Source organism: Marmoricola sp. OAE513 (genome assembly GCF_040546585.1).
Classification (GTDB): Bacteria; Actinomycetota; Actinomycetes; order Propionibacteriales; family Nocardioidaceae; genus Marmoricola.
In genome coordinates, this window is record NZ_JBEPOC010000001.1 from 1126578 (window position 1) to 1144964 (window position 18387).

28 protein-coding genes are annotated in these 18387 nt (G+C 67.7%); 5 read left to right on the forward strand and 23 right to left on the reverse strand.

Annotated features, from left to right (window positions below; translation table 11 throughout):
- Positions 1 to 84 precede the first annotated feature (84 nt).
- On the forward strand, positions 85 to 927 hold the full coding sequence (locus ABIE44_RS05765) for an FkbM family methyltransferase (protein WP_209720890.1): 843 nt from the start codon (positions 85 to 87) through the stop codon (positions 925 to 927).
- 19 nt (positions 928 to 946) lie between these two features.
- Positions 947 to 1543: a DUF6198 family protein gene (locus ABIE44_RS05770; RefSeq protein WP_209720887.1), complete on the forward strand. Its 597-nt coding sequence runs from the start codon at positions 947 to 949 to the stop codon at positions 1541 to 1543.
- A gap of 58 nt (positions 1544 to 1601) precedes the next feature.
- Here ABIE44_RS05770 and rplQ read toward each other — a convergent pair whose 3' ends face one another.
- From rplQ to infA, 7 genes are all read right to left on the reverse strand, one after another.
- Positions 1602 to 2183, reverse strand: coding sequence for a 50S ribosomal protein L17 (gene rplQ / locus ABIE44_RS05775; RefSeq protein WP_209720884.1), 582 nt, complete (start codon positions 2181 to 2183; stop codon positions 1602 to 1604).
- A 106-nt stretch (positions 2184 to 2289) separates the two neighbouring features.
- Positions 2290 to 3303 (reverse strand): DNA-directed RNA polymerase subunit alpha, encoded by a 1014-nt coding sequence (locus ABIE44_RS05780; protein ID WP_209720881.1) that lies wholly within the window; start codon positions 3301 to 3303, stop codon positions 2290 to 2292.
- Positions 3304 to 3385: 82 nt separating this feature from the next.
- Positions 3386 to 3994: a 30S ribosomal protein S4 gene (gene rpsD / locus ABIE44_RS05785; protein ID WP_209720878.1), complete on the reverse strand. Its 609-nt coding sequence runs from the start codon at positions 3992 to 3994 to the stop codon at positions 3386 to 3388.
- 29 nt (positions 3995 to 4023) lie between these two features.
- Positions 4024 to 4431, reverse strand: coding sequence for a 30S ribosomal protein S11 (gene rpsK, locus ABIE44_RS05790; RefSeq protein ID WP_209720875.1), 408 nt, complete (start codon positions 4429 to 4431; stop codon positions 4024 to 4026).
- 73 nt (positions 4432 to 4504) lie between these two features.
- Positions 4505 to 4879 carry a 30S ribosomal protein S13 gene (gene rpsM / locus ABIE44_RS05795; protein ID WP_056599771.1) on the reverse strand — a complete coding sequence of 125 codons (375 nt, stop codon included), beginning with the start codon at positions 4877 to 4879 and terminating at the stop codon, positions 4505 to 4507.
- Between the two features lie 166 nt (positions 4880 to 5045).
- Positions 5046 to 5159, reverse strand: a complete 114-nt coding sequence (gene rpmJ, locus ABIE44_RS05800) for a 50S ribosomal protein L36 (RefSeq protein ID WP_004008316.1) — start codon at positions 5157 to 5159, stop codon at positions 5046 to 5048.
- A 33-nt stretch (positions 5160 to 5192) separates the two neighbouring features.
- Complete coding sequence (gene infA / locus ABIE44_RS05805) at positions 5193 to 5414, reverse strand: translation initiation factor IF-1 (protein ID WP_209720872.1); 222 nt, start codon at positions 5412 to 5414, stop codon at positions 5193 to 5195.
- A 282-nt stretch (positions 5415 to 5696) separates the two neighbouring features.
- Between infA and ABIE44_RS05810 the strand changes: the two genes are divergently transcribed.
- The 3 genes from ABIE44_RS05810 (at position 5697) to ABIE44_RS05820 (ending at position 10273) form a co-directional block, all read left to right on the forward strand.
- Entirely contained in the window at positions 5697 to 6854 is a 1158-nt protein-coding gene (locus ABIE44_RS05810) for an alkaline phosphatase family protein (protein ID WP_209720869.1), read from the forward strand.
- A 122-nt stretch (positions 6855 to 6976) separates the two neighbouring features.
- The gene (locus ABIE44_RS05815) at positions 6977 to 8821 is read left to right on the forward strand and encodes a serine/threonine-protein kinase (protein WP_209720866.1); all 1845 of its coding nucleotides are present in this window, start codon (positions 6977 to 6979) and stop codon (positions 8819 to 8821) included.
- A gap of 207 nt (positions 8822 to 9028) precedes the next feature.
- A complete protein-coding gene (locus tag ABIE44_RS05820) occupies positions 9029 to 10273 on the forward strand; it encodes an FHA domain-containing protein (protein WP_209720863.1) in 1245 nt (414 codons plus the stop codon).
- Between the two features lie 21 nt (positions 10274 to 10294).
- On the opposite strand, the gene map is transcribed toward ABIE44_RS05820, so the two are convergent.
- From map to rplP, 16 genes are all read right to left on the reverse strand, one after another.
- Positions 10295 to 11119, reverse strand: coding sequence for a type I methionyl aminopeptidase (gene map / locus ABIE44_RS05825; protein ID WP_209720860.1), 825 nt, complete (start codon positions 11117 to 11119; stop codon positions 10295 to 10297).
- 6 nt (positions 11120 to 11125) lie between these two features.
- Entirely contained in the window at positions 11126 to 11701 is a 576-nt protein-coding gene (locus tag ABIE44_RS05830; RefSeq protein WP_209720858.1) for an adenylate kinase, read from the reverse strand.
- Entirely contained in the window at positions 11698 to 12990 is a 1293-nt protein-coding gene (gene secY / locus ABIE44_RS05835) for a preprotein translocase subunit SecY (RefSeq protein WP_209720856.1), read from the reverse strand. The genes ABIE44_RS05830 and secY overlap by 4 nt, the downstream gene beginning before the upstream one ends.
- Before the next feature lie 166 nt (positions 12991 to 13156).
- Positions 13157 to 13597 carry a 50S ribosomal protein L15 gene (rplO, locus tag ABIE44_RS05840; protein ID WP_209720854.1) on the reverse strand — a complete coding sequence of 147 codons (441 nt, stop codon included), beginning with the start codon at positions 13595 to 13597 and terminating at the stop codon, positions 13157 to 13159.
- A 1-nt stretch (position 13598) separates the two neighbouring features.
- Complete coding sequence (gene rpmD / locus ABIE44_RS05845) at positions 13599 to 13781, reverse strand: 50S ribosomal protein L30 (RefSeq protein ID WP_209720851.1); 183 nt, start codon at positions 13779 to 13781, stop codon at positions 13599 to 13601.
- On the reverse strand, positions 13781 to 14413 hold the full coding sequence (rpsE, locus tag ABIE44_RS05850; protein ID WP_209720848.1) for a 30S ribosomal protein S5: 633 nt from the start codon (positions 14411 to 14413) through the stop codon (positions 13781 to 13783). The genes rpmD and rpsE overlap by 1 nt, the downstream gene beginning before the upstream one ends.
- A gap of 31 nt (positions 14414 to 14444) precedes the next feature.
- Positions 14445 to 14828 carry a 50S ribosomal protein L18 gene (rplR, locus tag ABIE44_RS05855; RefSeq protein ID WP_209720844.1) on the reverse strand — a complete coding sequence of 128 codons (384 nt, stop codon included), beginning with the start codon at positions 14826 to 14828 and terminating at the stop codon, positions 14445 to 14447.
- A 1-nt stretch (position 14829) separates the two neighbouring features.
- A complete protein-coding gene (gene rplF / locus ABIE44_RS05860) occupies positions 14830 to 15372 on the reverse strand; it encodes a 50S ribosomal protein L6 (RefSeq protein ID WP_209720841.1) in 543 nt (180 codons plus the stop codon).
- Between the two features lie 26 nt (positions 15373 to 15398).
- Positions 15399 to 15818, reverse strand: a complete 420-nt coding sequence (gene rpsH, locus ABIE44_RS05865; protein WP_209720838.1) for a 30S ribosomal protein S8 — start codon at positions 15816 to 15818, stop codon at positions 15399 to 15401.
- 77 nt (positions 15819 to 15895) lie between these two features.
- Positions 15896 to 16081 carry a type Z 30S ribosomal protein S14 gene (locus tag ABIE44_RS05870; RefSeq protein ID WP_123228881.1) on the reverse strand — a complete coding sequence of 62 codons (186 nt, stop codon included), beginning with the start codon at positions 16079 to 16081 and terminating at the stop codon, positions 15896 to 15898.
- A 1-nt stretch (position 16082) separates the two neighbouring features.
- Positions 16083 to 16643 carry a 50S ribosomal protein L5 gene (gene rplE, locus ABIE44_RS05875; protein WP_209720834.1) on the reverse strand — a complete coding sequence of 187 codons (561 nt, stop codon included), beginning with the start codon at positions 16641 to 16643 and terminating at the stop codon, positions 16083 to 16085.
- Complete coding sequence (gene rplX, locus ABIE44_RS05880; RefSeq protein WP_209720831.1) at positions 16643 to 16999, reverse strand: 50S ribosomal protein L24; 357 nt, start codon at positions 16997 to 16999, stop codon at positions 16643 to 16645. Before rplX ends, rplE begins: the two co-directional genes overlap by 1 nt.
- The gene (rplN, locus tag ABIE44_RS05885; protein WP_091109706.1) at positions 16999 to 17367 is read right to left on the reverse strand and encodes a 50S ribosomal protein L14; all 369 of its coding nucleotides are present in this window, start codon (positions 17365 to 17367) and stop codon (positions 16999 to 17001) included. The genes rplX and rplN overlap by 1 nt, the downstream gene beginning before the upstream one ends.
- Before the next feature lie 92 nt (positions 17368 to 17459).
- Positions 17460 to 17732 (reverse strand): 30S ribosomal protein S17, encoded by a 273-nt coding sequence (gene rpsQ / locus ABIE44_RS05890; protein WP_209720828.1) that lies wholly within the window; start codon positions 17730 to 17732, stop codon positions 17460 to 17462.
- Positions 17729 to 17971, reverse strand: a complete 243-nt coding sequence (gene rpmC, locus ABIE44_RS05895) for a 50S ribosomal protein L29 (protein ID WP_209720825.1) — start codon at positions 17969 to 17971, stop codon at positions 17729 to 17731. Before rpmC ends, rpsQ begins: the two co-directional genes overlap by 4 nt.
- Positions 17971 to 18387 carry a 50S ribosomal protein L16 gene (gene rplP, locus ABIE44_RS05900; RefSeq protein ID WP_209720822.1) on the reverse strand — a complete coding sequence of 139 codons (417 nt, stop codon included), beginning with the start codon at positions 18385 to 18387 and terminating at the stop codon, positions 17971 to 17973. The genes rpmC and rplP overlap by 1 nt, the downstream gene beginning before the upstream one ends.

Here is an 18387-nt window from a genome sequence, read left to right on the forward strand (position 1 = left end):
CGGTGACCCCCGCCCGGCGCATGTCCGCTTGATGTGCTTTAGTTGCGGTTCCTCCCTCCCGCCACCACGAGGAGAGGGAGCAGCATGCCCAGGATCGATGCAGCACGGGAAGCACTGGCCGAGGGAGGCGTTGCCGAGCTGGTCCGCCGGACCCGGCTCTGGTCAGCAGGCAAGATCTACCCCGGCGTCATGCCGCGGCCGCGACCGAAGCGGCCCCGGGTGCGTCCAGCGCCCACACCGTCAGCCCGCGACGTCGGGCACGCAGCGGCGCTCGCCTGGTTCGACGAGCGCCGATCCACCTACGAGCGACTCGCGACCGCGGTCGCCCCGTACGTCGACCCGGAGGGCGTTTTCTTCGACGTCGGCGCGAACATCGGCTACTTCACCCGGACCCTCGCGGAGCAGACCGGCTTCCGCGGGACGGCGCACCTCTTCGAGCCCGTCCCTCACCTCGTCGGCCTGTGCGCACAGACGCTGGCCGGTGCGCCGTACGAGTCGGTGGTGCACGCGTTCGGCCTCAGCGACACCGACGCCACCTTGGACCTGTACCTCAGTGCCGACGGCAACCTGGGGTGGAACACGATGGTGGCCGCGAAGGCGACCCCGGGGATGGTCCGCACCGAGATCGAGGTGCGCTCCTGGGCGAGCAGCGGCGTCACCGACGTCCCGACATTCATCAAGATCGACGTCGAGGGTGCCGAGCACCGCGTCCTGACCGGCTTGCTGCCGGCGCTGCGGACGTGGACGCGCCGCCCGGCCATCCTGTGCGAGATCGGCTGGGGCACCACGCACCCCGACTGGACCGACGAGCTGGCCGCCTTCGCCGCGATGACCGCGATCGGCTACCGGATCGTCGACCTCGACGGCCGACCGATCGACGTCGCTACCCTGACCAGGACCACCGACGTGCTCTTCCTGCCGTCCTGACCTCGATCCCAGGAGCCTGATGTCCCGCTACCCGTTCGGGAAGATCCTCAGGCTCCTGGTCGGCTGCGTCGTGCTCGGGGTCGGCGTCGGGCTGCTGCTCACCGCCGACCTCGGCTCGGACGGCTACTCGACCCTGGTCAGCGGGGTCGCCCGGGTCAGCGACTGGGAGTTCGTGGTCGCCAACGTCCTGGTCAGCGCGGTCTTCCTGGCCGCGGCTGCGGTACGTCGGGTGCTGCCCGACGTCGGCACCGTGGTGCAGATCGTCGTGGTCGGGCTGACGGTCTCGGTCGTCCTGGACGCGCTGGAGACCCCGGGGTCGCTGCTCGGTCGTGGCGCCTGCCTGGCTGTCGCTCTCCCGGTGCTGGCAGTCGGCATCGCCGTCTACCTCGGCACCCACCTCGGCGCCGGGCCGGCGGAGGGTGCCGCCCAGGCGTGGGACCCGCCACTGCCGTTCCGTTGGTCCTACTCGGCCCTCCAGGCCGGTTGCGCCGTCACGGGGTGGCTCCTGGGCGCGTCGGTGGGCGTCGGGACCGCGCTCGTGATCCTGCTCCTCGGTCCCACGGTGGACGCAGCAGCGCGGGTGCTGCGCGTCGACCTGAGCGCCGACAAGACCTGAGCAGAAGCACGAAGGCCCGCCACCCTCGCGGGTGACGGGCCTTCGACCGAGCGTGGGCTCAGGCTTCGGGCTTCTCGTCAGCAGCCTCGTCAGTAGCCTCGTCCGTGGCGGCCTCCGGGGCCTCCTCCGTCTCGGCAACCTCCGTCTCGGCAACCTCCGTCTCGGCAACCTCAGCCTCGGGGGCCTCGGTCTCCTCGACGACGTCCTCGACCGGGGTCTCCTCGGCCTTCGGAGCAGCGGCCGGAGCAGCCTTCTCCTTCTTGGCCTTCGGGTTCGCCCTGTACGCCTCGGTCACGAGCTCGATGACGGCCATGGGCGCGTTGTCACCCTTGCGGGGACCGAGCTTCGTGATGCGGGTGTAGCCACCGGGACGCTCCGCGAAGGTCGGGGCGATGTCCGCGAACAGGGTGTGCACGACGGACTTGTCGCGAACGGTCTTGAGGACCTCGCGACGGTTGTGCAGGTCGCCCTTCTTGGCCTTGGTGATCAGCTTCTCCGCGAGCGGGCGCAGCGTGCGCGCCTTCGCCTCGGTGGTGGTGATCCGACCGTGCTCGAACAGGGCGGTGGCCAGGTTCGACAGGATCAGGCGCTGGTGGGCCGGGCTACCGCCGAGGCGGGCACCCTTCTTGGGAGTAGGCATTGCTTCTCTCGTTTCTCCCGAGCCGTATCAGGTACTCGGATAGATGGTGCTTGTCGGCCGATCGAGCGTGGTCGGGATCTCGTCCACGCTCGATCGCCCAGGGATGTCAGTACTGCTCGTCCTCGACGAACGAGTCGTCGTCATCGTCGTACGCCGCGAGGGCGGTGGCCGGGTCGAAACCGGGCGCGCTGTCCTTGAGGGACAGACCCATCTCGACGAGCTTGGCCTTGACCTCGTCGATCGACTTCGCACCGAAGTTACGGATGTCGAGCAGGTCCTGCTCCGAACGGCCGACGAGCTCGCCCACGGTGTGGATGCCCTCGCGCTTGAGGCAGTTGTAGGAACGGACGGTGAGGTTCAGGTCCTCGACCGGCATGGCCAGGTCCTGGGCCAGCTGCTCGTCGACCGGCGACGGGCCGATGTCGATGCCCTCGGCCTCGACGTTCAGCTCACGCGCCAGACCGAACAGCTCGACCAGCGTCTTGCCGGCCGACGCGATCGCGTCACGGGGACGGATCGAGGACTTGGTCTCGACGTCGATGACGAGCTTGTCGAAGTCGGTGCGCTGCTCGACTCGGGTGGCCTCGACCTTGTAGGTCACCTTGAGCACGGGCGAGTAGATCGAGTCGACCGGGATCCGGCCGATCTCGTTGTCCGCACCCTTGTTCTGGACCGAGCTGACGTAGCCGCGGCCGCGCTCGACGACGAGCTCGAGCTCGAGCTTGCCCTTGTCGTTCAGCGTCGCGATCTGCAGGTCCGGGTTGTGCACCTCGACACCGGCCGGCGGCGCGATGTCAGCGGCGGTGACGGCACCCGCGCCCTGCTTGCGCAGGTACATGGTGACCGGCTCGTCGTGCTCCGAGGAGACGACCAGACCCTTGAGGTTCAGGATGATCTCGGTGACGTCTTCCTTGACGCCCTCGATGGTGGAGAACTCGTGCAGAGCCGTGTCCACCTTGATGCTGGTGACCGAGGCCCCCGGGATCGAGGAGAGCAGGGTGCGACGGAGCGAGTTGCCGAGCGTGTAGCCGAAGCCAGGCTCCAGCGGTTCGATCACGAAACGCGAACGGAACTCGTCAACGGCCTCTTCCGACAGGGTCGGGCGCTGTGCGATGAGCACTGGTGATTTCCTTTCCGAGCCCCACCTCTATTTGAAGGGCTCGAACTCACTGTGGGTGGTGGGTTGCTGTGAAGCGGGGTGACTACTTCTTCGAGTAGTACTCGACGATGAGCTGCTCCTGGACCGGCAGGTCGATCTGCGCACGGACCGGGACAGAGTGCACGAGCACGCGCATCCGGTTCGGGAGCGCCTCGAGCCAGGCCGGGACGATCCGCTCGCCGTGGGTCTCGCGAGCCACGATGAACGGGGTCATCTCCAGGCTCTTCTCCCGGACGTCGATGACGTCGTGGGCCGAGACCTGGTACGACGGGATGTCGACCTTCTTGCCGTTGACCAGGAAGTGGCCGTGGACGACCAGCTGCCGGGCGTGACGACGCGTGCGGGCGAAGCCGGCACGGTAGACGACGTTGTCCAGGCGGAGCTCGAGGAGCTGCAGCAGGTTGTCACCGGTCTTGCCGGAACGACGGGCAGCGATCTCGTAGTACTTGTGGAACTGCTTCTCCATCACGCCGTAGGTGAAGCGCGCCTTCTGCTTCTCCTGCAGCTGGTTGCGGTACTCGCTCTCCTTGATCCGCGCACGTCCGTGCTGGCCGGGAGCGTAGGGACGCTTCTCGAAAGCTGCGTCGCCACCGACGAGGTCGACACCGAGACGGCGCGACTTCTTGGTCATGGGTCCGGTGTAACGGGCCATTTCTGATCAGTCTCCTTCTGGGTCTCGGGTCAGACGCGCCGGCGCTTGGGCGGGCGGCAACCGTTGTGGGGGGTGGGCGTGACGTCCTGGATGGTGCCGACCTCGAGGCCGATGGCACCGAGCGAACGGATGGCGGTCTCGCGACCGGAACCCGGGCCCTTGACGAAGACGTCGATCTTCTTCATGCCGTGGTCCATCGCACGACGACCGGCTGCCTCGGCAGCCATCTGGGCGGCGTACGGGGTGGACTTGCGCGAGCCCTTGAAGCCGACGGTGCCGGCAGAGGCCCACGAGATGACCGCCCCGGTGGGGTCGGTGATCGTGACGATGGTGTTGTTGAACGTGCTCTTGATGTGGGCTTCGCCCTGAGCGATGTTCTTCTTCTCCTTGCGGCGGATCTTCTTCGCGCCGGCCGCGGTGCGGCTCTTGGGAGGCATGCAGTTCTCCTGTGTTAGCTGGTCTGGAAGTTCGAGGTGTGGAGGTCAGCGACGGGTTGCCGGAGGCAACGGGTCACTTGGCCTTCTTCTTGCCGGCGACAGTCCGCTTCGGACCCTTGCGGGTACGAGCGTTGGTCTTGGTGCGCTGACCGCGGACCGGGAGGCCCATGCGGTGGCGGCGACCCTGGTAGCTGCCGATCTCGATCTTCCGGCGGATGTCAGCCTGGACCTCGCGACGGAGGTCACCCTCGATCTTGAAGTTGGCTTCGATCTCGTCACGGAGCTTGACCAGCTCTTCGTCACCCAGCGTGTGGACGCGCGCGTTCGGGTCGACCCCGGTGGCGGCGAGCAGCTGCTGGGCGCGGGTACGTCCGATGCCGTAGATGTAGGTAAGTGCGATCTCGATGCGCTTGTCGCGCGGGAGGTCAACACCAACAAGGCGTGCCATGTGTATTTCCTTCGATGTTTCACGGTGGTCTGGTCGTGTCGCGTCTGGACTGGGCCGTGTTGTTCGGCGGGGCCAGCTCCGGCCATCCGTTCCGGAGGTGATTCACCAGGCTGGGCCTGGCTAAGCGATCACGTAGTGGATGTATTCAGTTGTGGCGCTTCTGCGTTCAGCCCTGGCGCTGCTTGTGGCGCGGGTTCTCGCAGATCACCATGACGCGGCCGTGGCGACGGATCACCTTGCACTTGTCACAGATCGGCTTGACGCTCGGGTTGACCTTCATGTCAGCCCTTTCTTGCTAGTTCGGCTGTTGGACTCACTTGTAGCGGTAGACGATCCGACCCCGGGTGAGGTCGTACGGCGAGAGCTCCACCACGACCCGGTCCTCGGGGAGGATCCGGATGTAGTGCTGACGCATCTTGCCGCTGATGTGGGCGAGCACCTTGTGTCCGTTGGCCAGTTCGACCCGGAAAAAAGCGTTCGGAAGGGCCTCCAGCACGGAGCCCTCCATCTCGATCACGCCTTCTTTTTTCGGCATGTCCTCCACAATCTGTTGATCGTTTATCTACCGTTGACCCGGGAACCGCCTCGCACGGAGCGAGTGGACCTCGTGACGAGCCTCAGGGCGCCCAGTCCTTCGCACGCGCGCTCCAGAGAATCCCGGAGCGAGACGTGTTCAGGCAGCCGTGCAGGCACCATGAAACCCAGCCACGTTGGGCCGACGCACCAGTCTAGGGGAGACGGCGGGGTTATACCAATCCGGCGAGCGAGCCGCAGCACGGACCGGAACGAACCGGGACGTCGTGGTAGGAATCGGGTCATGAAGACGGTCGCTCTCGTGGTCGCGCTCGTCCTGGTCGGAGCGGGGTGCGCGGGCGACCCAGGACCCGACGAAGGCGGTCGTGCCCCGAAGTCGACGGCATCGACCCCTGGCTCGGCGCCTCCCCCGGTCCCGCCGTCCGCCGGCGCGCCGGTTCCGTCCCCGACACCCACGAAGCGGCGGGTCGCCGCCCCGCCGCTCGTCATCCTGATCTCCGTCGACGGCTTGAACCCCTCTGCCATCAGGCGCCTGGACCGTCAGGGTCGGGTGCCTGCGTTCCGCAAGCTCCTCCGCGAGGGCTCGTGGACCCTGAACGCCCGGACCGCGCACGAGCAGACCAACACGCTCCCGAACCACACCGGCATGCTCACCGGACGGCCGATCACCGGCAGGAGCGGCACCCGGGTGACGTTCAACGAGGACCGCCCCGGCAACCTCGCCTCGCTGAACGGGCGCTACGTCGCCGGCGTCTTCGACCCGGTGCACGACGCCGGGCTCTCGACGGCCTTCCTCGCCGAGAAGGACAAGTTCAACTTCCTGATCCGCTCCTGGAACGCAGCGGGCGGCGCCAGGGACGTCACCGGGAAGGACGACGGGCGCAACAAGCTCGACGTCGCTCGGATCGCCGGGCCGCAGAAGCTGACCCGGGTGCTCCTGCGACGGCTGCGCTCGGACCCGCCGAACCTCACCTTCCTGCACATCGGCGGTGCTGACGGAGCCGGGCACGGGGACAAGGTGAACGGCTTCATGGGCCCCCGGTACCTCGACGCCGTGGTGGCCGCGGACCGGCAGATCGGCCGGATTCTGGCCCTCGTGGAAGCACGCCCGGCGTTGGAGCAACGCACCACCGTCGTGCTCACCGCCGACCACGGCGGCCGAGGGACAGCCAGCAGCCCGGCCCAGGAGCACCGGAACCCGACCAACCTGGACAACTACCGGATCCCGTTCATCGTGTGGGGCAGAGGCACCGTCCCCGGGACCGACCTCTACGCGCAGAACCGGAAGACCCGGCGCAATCCCGGGGACGCACGCACGTCGTACGCCGGCACGCAGCCGATCCGCAACCTGGACGCCGCCGACCTGGTCCTCAGCCTCTTCCGGCTCCCCGCCCTCCCCGGCACGCTCCCCCGGGGTCTTGAGACGCTGCGGCTGCGGTGACCCGCGCCACCCGGCGCCCGTTGGCCGTTTCCACCCTGGGCGGTCCGTTGCTCGGTACCGTGGGCGCCGTGAACGCGTGCCTGCCGCACGACGTCTCGATGAAGTAGCAGGAGGAGCACCACATGGGGGAGATCCCGCAGCCTGGAGCGACGATCGGTCGGTACACGATCGGCGAGCGCCTCGGACAGGGCGGCACCGGAACGGTGTTCCGTGCGACGCGCAGCATGCCCCGCCGCGAGGTCGCGCTCAAGGTGATCCCCGCCGAGCTGGCCGCCCTCCCCGGTTTCCGCGACCAGTTCCTGCACGAGGCCGACCTGCTGGCCGAGCTGAACAGCCCCCACGTCGTCGCGATCCACGACGTCGGGGAGGAGGACGGCTACCTCTTCATCGCCACCGACCTGATCACGGGCGGGGACCTCGGCACCCGGCTCGCGCGCGGCCCGGTCCCGCTCAAGCCTGCCCTGACCCTCGGCGCCCAGGTCGCCCAGGCCCTGTCGGCCGCGCACGCCGCCGGCGTCGTCCACCGCGACGTGAAGCCCAGCAACGTCCTGCTCGGGGAGGTCGACGGCAAGCCGCACGCCTACCTCTGCGACTTCGGCATCGCTCAGCCCGGCGGCGCCGGGGGCACCCGGCGCAACGTCGTCGTCGGCACCTACGCCTACCTGGCCCCCGAGCTGCTCACCGGTGGAGCCGCGAGCCCGGCCAGCGACGTCTACGCCCTCGGCTGCCTGCTCGTCGCCGCGATCACCGGCGCGCCGCCGTACAGCGGCACCGACGAGGAGATCGCCCAGCAGCACCTGAGCAGCGAGATCCCGCACTGGGAGGAGACCTCCCCGCTCCTGGCCCAGCTCAACCAGCTGATCCAGATCTCGATGGCGAAGAACCCGGCCGACCGGTACGCGACCGCGGACCACTTCGGGGCGGCGATGCTCGCGGTGCTCGGCGAGGTCCCGCAGGTCGCGCCGGCGGCCGCACCCGTGCCGCCGGTGTTCCCGACCCCGGAGCCGGTCGCCGAGTCGGAGCCCGAGCCGGTCGCCACGCCCGAACCGGAGCCCGAGCCGATCGCCACCCCCGAACCGGAGCCCACCCCGGAGCCCGAGCCCGAGCCCACCCCGGAGCAGCCGACGCCGTCGATCTTCGCGGACCCCACGCCCGAACCCACGCCCGAACCCACGCCGGACCCCACGCCCGACCCCACGCCCGAGCCCCCGATCTGGGAGCCGCGCGCGGAGGAGGACGAGGAGACCCAGGTCCGGATGGCGCCGATCGCCGAGCCGCTCTACGTCCCCGCTGACGACCTGCTCTCCTCCGACGGGCGGCACTGGGACGACGAGGACGAGCCCAAGCGCGGCGGCAAGGTCCTGGTCTCCAGCATCATCGCGCTGCTGCTCGTGGTCGGTGCCGTGGCCGGGATCGTTTTGCTGCAGAAGGATGACGACGGCAAGGATCCCGCTTCGAGCAGCCCCGCACCCACCACGCCCACGATCTCCAGCACCCCGTCCCGGACGCCCTCCCCCGGGGAGACCAAGGTCTGCCAGGAAGGACGCACGATCCCGGCGACCGAGCGCTGTGGCGAGCCCTACGGCATCCCTGGCCTGAAGTACGTGTTCCCCAACAGCAAGGGTGACTGCACCGAGTCCCGCCTGAACTCCGACAAGTACTGGCAGATCCGCTGCGTCGTCGGGGGCGAGAACCCGGCGACCGTGACGTACTCGACGTACAAGACGAACCCGCTCGCACGCCAGGTCAACGACGAGCTGTACAAGAACACCACGCCGAGCACCCTGCCCAGCGGCCTGATCCAGTACGGCCCGCAGCAGATGCCGTCAGGCAAGTGGCTCGTCACGCTGACCTACCCCGACCGGCACCCGTACGCCGTCCAGATCTCCACCACGAGCAGCCAGGCTGCCCAGCAGATCGCCGACACCACCGAGGTGCGTGCGATCGAGGACTTCGTCGTCGAGTGATCGCAGGGACCACGTCCAGCCCTGAGGTCCGCGCTCGACGCCGGTTGTGACATCAGGACGGTCAAACACCCCTGTCATGTCTCGAGGCGGAACCACGCCGATCGCTGAACTTCAGCCCGCCGACGCTGTGCGGTCGCCGGTTCGCGTGAGGCGCGGATCGCGGTATCTTCCTAGTCGCCGTGCGACAGGGAGTCCGAGAGGTCCGTCATGACAGATACCTACGTGTCCTACACGCCGGGCGGCTGGACCCTCCTGGCGCGGAACGGCCGCTACCTGCTGGTCGAGGCCGTGCCGACCGAGGCCGCCGTGAGCCGGGTCTGGGCTTCCTGGGAGTCCGGTAACGACCTGGCAGGCGCGATGAGCACCGTCGAGAACGAGCTCCCGCAGCGACGGTTCTGCCTGATCCACGTGGACGGCGGCACGGTGCACCTCGCCCAGGACGGTGTCGCCGCCGCCCTGGACGGACGAGCGGTCAAGGCCGAACGCGCCCCGGTCAGGGTTCCTGTCCCCGACGAGGGCGGGATGCTCACGGCCGCCGGCGACTTCGGCGCCTCGGGCCTCCAGCTCCCGATCGAGGGCGGTGTCGTCGCCGCAGGCGCGGTCTTCGTCGTCCAGGTCGACAGCGGCGACGACGTGGCCCCCGAGGCCGCCCCGGTCAGCGTCGAACCTGAACCGGTCGCCGTCGAACCCGCACCGATCGCCGTCGAACCCGCACCGGTGCCCGTGCCGCTCACGTCGATCTTCGCCGAGCCCGAGCCCGACCCCGAGCCGGAGCCCACGTCAGTCTTCGCCGAGACCGAACCCGTCGATGAGCCGAGTCCTGCCCTCTGGGCCGAGGTCCCGCCGCTGGAGGCGGACCCGCAGCCCGAGGACACCCCTGAGGAACTGCCTGAGGACCTGCCCGAGGACGACGAGCCGCTGACCGACACCGCGACGGTCCTCGCCCCGCCGCCTGTGCCGCACTCCCCGGAGGTACCGATCCCGGACCCGAGCGGCGCCACCGTGCTCGCCGGCTTCTGCCTGAACGGTCACGCGACCGGCGCGTACGCGCCGACGTGCCGGGTCTGCGGCGACGATGTCCCGGAGCAGAGTCCGCGTTCCATCCCGCGCCCGTCGCTGGGCGCCCTGGTGCTGGCCAACGGCGAGAAGGTCGACCTGGCACGCAGCGCGATCCTGGGTCGTGCGCCGCACGTCCCCGGGGACGCCGACGAGGAGCCGCAGCTGGTGAACCTCGCCGCCTATGGTCGTGACATCTCCCGCCAGCACGCTGAGGTGATCGTGCACGGCTGGAGCGTGTTCGTGCGCGACCTCGGCTCGGCCAACGGGACCCGGATCCGCACCCACGACGGCCAAGTGCTCGCACTCACGCCCGGCGTGGCAGTGCCGCTGGCGCCGGACGGCGTGATCGAGATCGCCGAGGTCACCACGTTGGAGTACCGGACCGCGGGCTGACGTCTGCTGGATCCCGGGGGCTCAGCGGCCCCCGAAGGGGACACCCAGCTCAGCCAGCTTGGCCTCACCGCCGTCGATCGCGGTCAGGACCCACGGACCGCGCTCGGTCAGCGTGAAGGTGTGCTCGAAGTGGGCGGCCCAGGACTCGTCGGTCGTGACGATCGTCCAGTCGTCCTCGGCCACCAGGGTGTGCTTGCTGCCCAGCGTGACCATGGGCTCGACCGCGAGTGCCAGACCGAGCTCGAGCTTGGGTCCCTTGCCGGGCTTGCCGTAGTTCGGCACGTTGGGCGGCTGGTGCATCTCGGTGCCGATCCCGTGGCCCGTGTAGTCCTCGAGGATCCCGTAGTCGCCGTGGCGGCGTACGTGGGCCTCCACCGCGTGGGAGATGTCCGAGACCCGTCCCCCGAGTCGCGCGGCGGCGAAGCCGGCCCACATCGATCCCTCGGTGACCTCCATCAGCGTCTGCACCTCGGCAGGGACCTCCCCGACCGCGACCGTGATGGCCGCGTCGCCGTGCCACCCGTCGACGATCGCGCCGCAGTCGATCGAGATGACGTCGCCGGCGGCGAGCACGCGCTCCCCCGGCACCCCGTGCACCACCTCGTCGTTGACCGACGCGCAGATGCTGCCGGGGAACGGCGGGTGCCCGTAACCCTTGAAGGAGGGGATGCCGCCGCCCGACCGGATGTTGTCCTCGGCGATCGCGTCGAGCTCAGCCGTGCTGATCCCGACCCGTACGGCGGCGCGCAGCACCTCGAGCGTCTCCCCGACCAGGAGCCCGGCCACCCGCATCTTCGCGATCTGCTCGGGAGTCTTGATCTCGATCCCGCGGTCGCGCCACCCCATCTGGGACTAGCTCTGGTGGACGCTGGCGAGCGCGTCGAAGATGCGCTCGGTGACCTCGTCGACCTCGCCGAGGCCGTCGACCTCGATCAGCAGCCCGCGCTCCCGGTAGACCTCGATGAGCGGCTCGGTCTGCTCGGCGTAGACCTCCTGGCGACGGCGGATGACGTCCTCGGTGTCGTCCGCACGTCCCTCGGTGAGGGCCCGCTGGAGCAACCGCGCGACGAGCTCGTCGGGGTTGACCGTCAGCACGACGACCGCGTCGAGGGAGTGACCGGTGAACTCGATCATGCCGTCCAGCTCGGTCACCTGCGCCAGGGTGCGCGGGTAGCCGTCGAGCAGGAACCCGGGCTTGGCGTCGTCCTCGTCGATCCGGTTGCGGACCATGAGGTTGGTGACCTCGTCGGGCACGTACTCGCCGGCGTCCATGTAGCGCTTCGCCTCGACGCCCAGCTCGGTGCCCTGCGACACGTTCGCGCGGAAGATGTCACCGGTGGAGATGGCGGGGATGCCGAACTTGTCCGCCACGTAGCGCGCCTGGGTGCCCTTGCCGGCTCCCGGCGGGCCCATCAGGATCAGTCTCATCGCAGGAAACCTTCATAGTTGCGCTGCTGCAACTGGCTCTCGATCTGCTTCACGGTGTCGAGTGCGACACCGACCATGATGAGCAGGGAGGTGCCACCGAACGGGAAGTTCTGGTTGGCGTTGACCAGCACGAGCGCGATGAGCGGGATCAGTGCGATGAGACCCAGGTACAGCGCGCCCGGCAACGTGATGCGGGAAAGGACGTAGTTGAGGTACTCCTCAGTCGGCTTGCCCGCCCGGATCCCGGGGATGAAGCCTCCGTACTGCTTCATGTTGTCGGCGACCTCTTGGGGGTTGAAGGTGATCGCGACGTAGAAGTAGGTGAAGAAGATGATCAGCAGGAAGTAGAGCGCCATGTAGTACGGGTGGTCGCCCTTGACCAGGTGCGCGCTGATCCAGGTGAGGACCGGGTTCGTCGACCCGGTGTTGAACTGGACCGCCATGGCGGGCAGGTAGAGCAGGCTGGAGGCGAAGATGACCGGGATGACGCCGGCCTGGTTCACCTTGAGCGGGATGTAGGTCGAGGATCCGCCGAACATCTTGCGGCCGACCATCCGACGGGCGTACTGCACCGGGATCCGGCGCTGCGCCTGCTCGATGAAGATGACTCCGGCGACGACCACCATGCCGACGATGATCACGCCGCTGAAGACCCAGGGGCCCTGGTCCTTCTGCACGTTCCAGAGGGCGACCGGGAAGGTCGCGACGACCTGGGTGAAGATGAGGATCGACATGCCGTTGCCGATGCCGCGGTCGGTGACGAGCTCACCGAGCCACATGATGACGGCGGTACCCGCGGTCATCGTGACGACCATGATGGCCGCGGTCCGGAAGTCGTTCTTGTAGAGGACGTTGTCGCAGTTCTGCAGCAGGTTGCCCGACCGCGCGAGCGCCACGATGCCGGTCGCCTGCAGGATCGCCAGGGCGAGCGTGACGTACCGGGTGTACTGGGTGATCTTGGCCTGGCCGGACTGGCCTTCCTTCTTCAGCGTCTCGAGCCGCGGGATGACCACGACGAGCAGCTGGAGGATGATGCTCGCAGTGATGTACGGCATGATGCCGAGCGCGAAGATGGTCAGCTGGAGGAGCGCTCCACCGGAGAACAGGTTGATCAGGCTGTAGATGCCGTCGTCCTTGACCGCGTCGAAGCAGGCCTGGACGGCGGTGGTGTTCACGCCCGGCGCCGGGATCTGCGACCCGAGCCGGAAGACCGCCACGATGAGCAGGACGAACAGCAGCTTCTTGCGCAGGTCCGGGGTTCGGAATGCGTTGGCGAATGCGCCTAGCATTGCTCCTCTTTCGGTCTTTGATGAACGACTGTGGCCGGTCGTTCCCGCGGCGTTGCGCGCGAACTCACCGAGCCGTGAGAGCCTAACAGGGCAGAGGGATCGCACACCCGTGAAGGTGGCGGATCGCCTCTGCCCCGATAGACACGGTTCAGCGTTGCTCCAGCTCTCAGAGCTCGGTCGCGGTACCGCCGGCGGCCGCGATCTTCTCCTTGGCCGATGCCGAGAACTTGTCAGCGGTGATCTGGACCTTGACGGTCAGCTCGCCGTCGCCGAGGACCTTGACGAGCTGGCCCTTGCGGACGGCGCCCTTGGCCACCAGGTCGGCGACGGTGATGTCGCCACCCTTCGGGAACAGGGCGCTGATCCGGTCGAGGTTCACGACCTGGAACTCGACCCGGAACGGGTTCTTGAAGCCCTTGAGCTTGGGCAGACGCATGTGGATCGGCATCTGGCCACCCTCGAAGGCAACCGGGACCTGGTAGCGAGCCTTGGTGCCCTTGGTACCGCGGCCGGAGGTCTTACCCTTCGAGCCCTCACCACGACCCACGCGGGTCTTGGCGGTCTTGGCACCCGGAGCGGGACGCAGGTGGTGCAGCTTGAGCGGCATGTCAGTTCACTTCCTCGACCGTCACCAGGTGACGGACCGTGTGGACCATGCCCCGGAACTCCGGGCGGTCCTCCTTGACGACCACATCGTTGATCCGCTTGAGACCCAGCGAGCGCAAGGTGTCGCGCTGGTTCTGCTTGAGACCGATGAGGCCCTTCTTCTGCGTGATCCGGAGCTGAGCCATCAGGCCGTCACCTCCGCCGCCGCAGCCGCGTTCGCGTCGGCGATGCCCTCCGCACGTGCCCGCAGCAGAGCCGCCGGGGCCACCTGCTCGACCGAGAGGCCACGGCGAGCGGCCACGGACTCGGGCTCCTCGAGCATGCGCAGCGCCTCGACGGTCGCGTGCACGATGTTGATCTGGTTGGACGAACCGAGCGACTTGCTCAGCACGTCGTGGATGCCGGCGCACTCGAGCACCGCACGCACCGGACCACCGGCAATGACACCGGTACCGGGGGCCGCGGGGCGCAGGAACACGACGCCGGCGGCCTTCTCGCCCTGGACCGGGTGCGGGATGGTGCCCTGGACGCGCGGGACCTTGAAGAAGTGCTTCTTGGCCTCCTCGACACCCTTGGCGATCGCCGCGGGCACCTCCTTGGCCTTGCCGTAGCCGACGCCGACCATGCCGTCGCCGTCACCGACGATCACCAGGGCGGTGAAGCTGAAGCGACGACCACCCTTGACGACCTTGGCGACGCGGTTGATCGCGACGACGCGCTCGATGTACTGGCTCTTCTCCTGCTGACCGCCGCGACCACCGTCGCGGCCGCCGCGGCCGCCACCGGCGCGCTGGCCGCGCTGCTGGGATCCGCTCATCAGATAACTCCCTTGAATGTCATGTCTGCCATCAGAAGGTCAGGCCGCCCTCGCGAGCAGCGTCGGCAAGGGCCGCGATGCGACCGTGGTACTTGTTGCCGGCGCGGTCGAAGACGACCTCGCCCACGCCCGCGGCCTTGGCGCGCTCGGCGACGAGCTCACCCACCTTGCGGGCCTTGGCGGACTTGTCGCCGTCGAAGGCCCGGAGGTCCTTCTCGGTGGTCGACGCGAACGCGAGGGTCTTGCCGACCAGGTCGTCCACGACCTGCACGGTGATGTGCTTGGAGGACCGGGTGACCACCAGGCGCGGACGCTCGGCGGTGCCGTGCAGCTTCTTGCGGCCACGGACCTGACGACGCAGGCGCGACGCGGTACGAGCAGCAGTGTGCTTGTTGTTCTTCAGCGAGATCGCCATGTCACTTACCGGCCTTTCCGACCTTGCGGCGGATGTGCTCGCCTGCGTAGCGCACGCCCTTGCCCTTGTACGGCTCGGGCTTGCGCAGCTTGCGGATGTTCGCCGCAACCTCGCCGACCAGCTGCTTGTCGATGCCGACGACACCGAGCTTCGTCTGGGACTCGACGGCGAAGGTGATGCCCTCGGGAGCCTTGAAGTTGATCACGTGCGAGTAGCCGAGCTGGAACTCCAGCTCCGTGGGGCCCTTGGAGAGCACCCGGTAACCGACCCCGACGATCTCGAGCTTCTTCTCGAAGCCGTCGGTGACACCGACGACCATGTTGTTGATCAGCGTGCGGCTGAGGCCGTGAAGAGCCTTGCTCCGGCGCTCGTCGTTCGGACGCTGCACCTCGAGGGTGCCGTCCTCCGACTTCACGACCGTGATCGGCTCCGCGACCGTGTGGCTCAGGGTGCCCTTGGGGCCCTTGACCGTCACGACGCTGCCGTCCAGCTGGACGTCCACCCCGGAAGGAACCGGGACGGGAAGCTTGCCAATGCGCGACATTGCTTTCTCCTCCTCGTGTTTCCGGGTTACCAGACGTAGGCGAGGACTTCCCCACCCACGCCCTTCTTGTTGGCCTGGCGGTCGGTGAGCAACCCCTGGCTGGTCGAGATGATCGCCACGCCGAGGCCACCGAGGACCTTGGGCAGGCCGGTGCTCTTCGCGTACACGCGCAGACCGGGCTTGCTGATGCGGCGGACGCCGGCGATCGAGCGCTCACGGCTGCGGCCGTACTTGAGCTCGATGGTCAGGGTCTTGCCGACGGCCGGCTCGCCCTTCTCGTCCACGTTGTCGGCGACTTTCCAGGAGGTGATGTAACCCTCCTGCTGGAGGATCTCCGCGAGGCCCTGCTTCAGCTTGCTGTAGGGCATGGAGACCGAGTCGTGGTACGCCTGGTTGGCGTTGCGCAGACGCGTCAGCATGTCTGCGATCGGGTCAGTCATTGTCATGGTGTGTGTTTCCTTCTCGAAGTGGTTTCGCGCGGTTCACGACCGGGCGACCTGTTTCGTTGTGGGTTCGGGTGCTGTTACCAGCTCGACTTGGTGACGCCGGGCAGCTCGCCGCGGTGGGCCATCTCGCGCAGGCAGATCCGGCACAGGCCGAACTTCCTGTAGACGGCCTTGGGCCGGCCGCAGCGCTGGCAGCGGGTGTAGCCGCGCACCTTGAACTTCGGCGTCTTCGCGGCCTTGACCTTGAGTCCAGTCTTCGCCATGTCAGTTCTCCTTGAACGGGAAGCCGAGCTGCTTGAGCAGCGCCCGACCCTCGTCGTCGTTGGTGGCGGTGGTCACGATGGTGATGTCCATCCCTCGCGACCGGTCGATCTTGTCCTGGTCGATCTCGTGGAACATGACCTGCTCGGTGAGACCGAAGGTGTAGTTGCCGCGACCGTCGAACTGCTTGCCGTTGAGGCCACGGAAGTCACGGATGCGCGGGAGCGCGAGCGCCAGCAGGCGGTCGAGGAATTCCCACATCCGGTCGCCGCGCAGCGTCACGTGGGCGCCGATCGGCATGCCCTCGCGCAGCTTGAACTGGGCGATGGACTTGCGCGCCTTGGTGACCTGCGGCTTCTGGCCGGTGATCGCGGTGAGGTCCTTGACAGCACCCTCGATCAGCTTGGAGTCGCGAGCAGCCTCGCCGACACCCATGTTGACCACGATCTTGGTCAGGCCGGGGACCTGCATGACGTTCGCGTAGCCGAACTCCTCGCGCAGGGCGGGGAGGATCTCGGAGCGGTAGCGCTCCTTCATCCGCGGGATGTTGGTCGTCTCAGTCATCAGATCTCATCTCCGGTCTTCCGCGAGATGCGGACGCTCCGGTTCGCCTTGTACGTCGAGCCGTCGGGGCGGGTCTTGGTGACCTCGACCCGCTTGAACCCGATCCGGGTCACGCCCTTGCCCTCGATCAGCATCACGTTGGACACGTGGATCGGGGCCTCGGTCGTGATGATGCCGCCGGTGTTGCCGGCACGCCCACCCTGGTTCATGACCTTGGTGTGCTTCTTGATCCGGTTCACGCCCTCGACGATGACCCGGTTCTCCTCGCGCAGGACGCGGATGACCTTGCCCTCGGCGCCCTTGTCCTTGCCAGCGATGACGCGGACCTGGTCGCCCTTCTTGATGGAAACACCCATCACAGCACCTCCGGCGCCAGCGAAATGATCTTCATGAACTTCTTCTCGCGCAGCTCACGGCCCACAGGGCCGAAGATGCGGGTGCCTCGCGGCTCGCCATCGGCCTTGAGGATCACGGCGGCGTTCTCGTCGAAGCGGATGTAGGAACCGTCTGCACGACGGCGCTCCTTCACGGTCCGCACGATCACGGCCTTGACGACATCACCCTTTTTGACGTTGCCGCCCGGGATCGCGTCCTTGACCGTGGCGACGATGACGTCGCCGATGCCGGCGTAGCGCCGACCCGAGCCGCCGAGGACACGGATGCAGAGGATCTCCTTCGCACCGGTGTTGTCGGCGACCTTGAGTCGCGACTCCTGCTGGATCATCGGTTTTTCTCCTGGTTGTCGTGCCGGTTCTCAACCACTCGCGGTCGTTGAGCCTTGCCGAACTTGTTTGCTGAAACTTGGGGGGACGGGTGCTACTTGGCCTTCTCGACGATCGAGACGACGCGCCACCGCTTGGTGGCGGACAGCGGGCGGGTCTCCATGATCAGGACCCGGTCACCGATGCCGCACTCGTTCTGCTCGTCGTGCGCTTTGAGCTTCGACGTACGGCGGAGAACCTTGCCGTACAGCGCGTGCTTGACGCGGTCCTCGACGGTGACGACGACGGTCTTGTCCATCTTGTCGCTGACGACGAGACCCTCGCGCACCTTGCGGCGCGTACGGTCCTCTGCGGTTACTTCACTCATGCGGCACCATCCTTAGCTGCGCCCGGGGCGGTCCGGATGCCGAGCTCGCGCTCGCGCACCACGGTGTAGATCCGGGCAATGTCCTTCTTGACCGAGCGGAGCCGGCCGTGGCTCTCGAGCTGGCCGGTCGCGGCCTGGAAGCGCAGGTTGAACAGCTCTTCCTTGGCCTCGCGCAGCTTGCCCTCGAGGTCGATGTCGTTGAGCTCGTCGAGCTCGGTCGCGGTGACGATGTCAGCCATCAGATCTGCCCCTCACGGGTGACGAACTTGCACTTCATCGGGAGCTTGTGCATCGCACGGCGCATCGCCTCACGAGCGACGTCCTCCGGAACTCCGGAGAGCTCGAACATGACGCGGCCGGGCTTGACGTTGGCGATCCACCACTCCGGGGAACCCTTACCGGAACCCATGCGGGTCTCGGCAGGCTTCTTGGTCAGCGGGCGGTCCGGGTAGATGTTGATCCAGACCTTTCCGCCACGCTTGATGTGACGGGTCATCGCGATACGAGCGGACTCGATCTGACGGTTGGTCACGTAGTGACCCTCGACCGCCTGGATGCCGAAGTCACCGAACGCCAGCGACGTACCGCCCTTGGCGGCGCCGGTCCGCTTGGGGTGGTGCTGCTTGCGGTGCTTGACCCTACGAGGCATCAACAT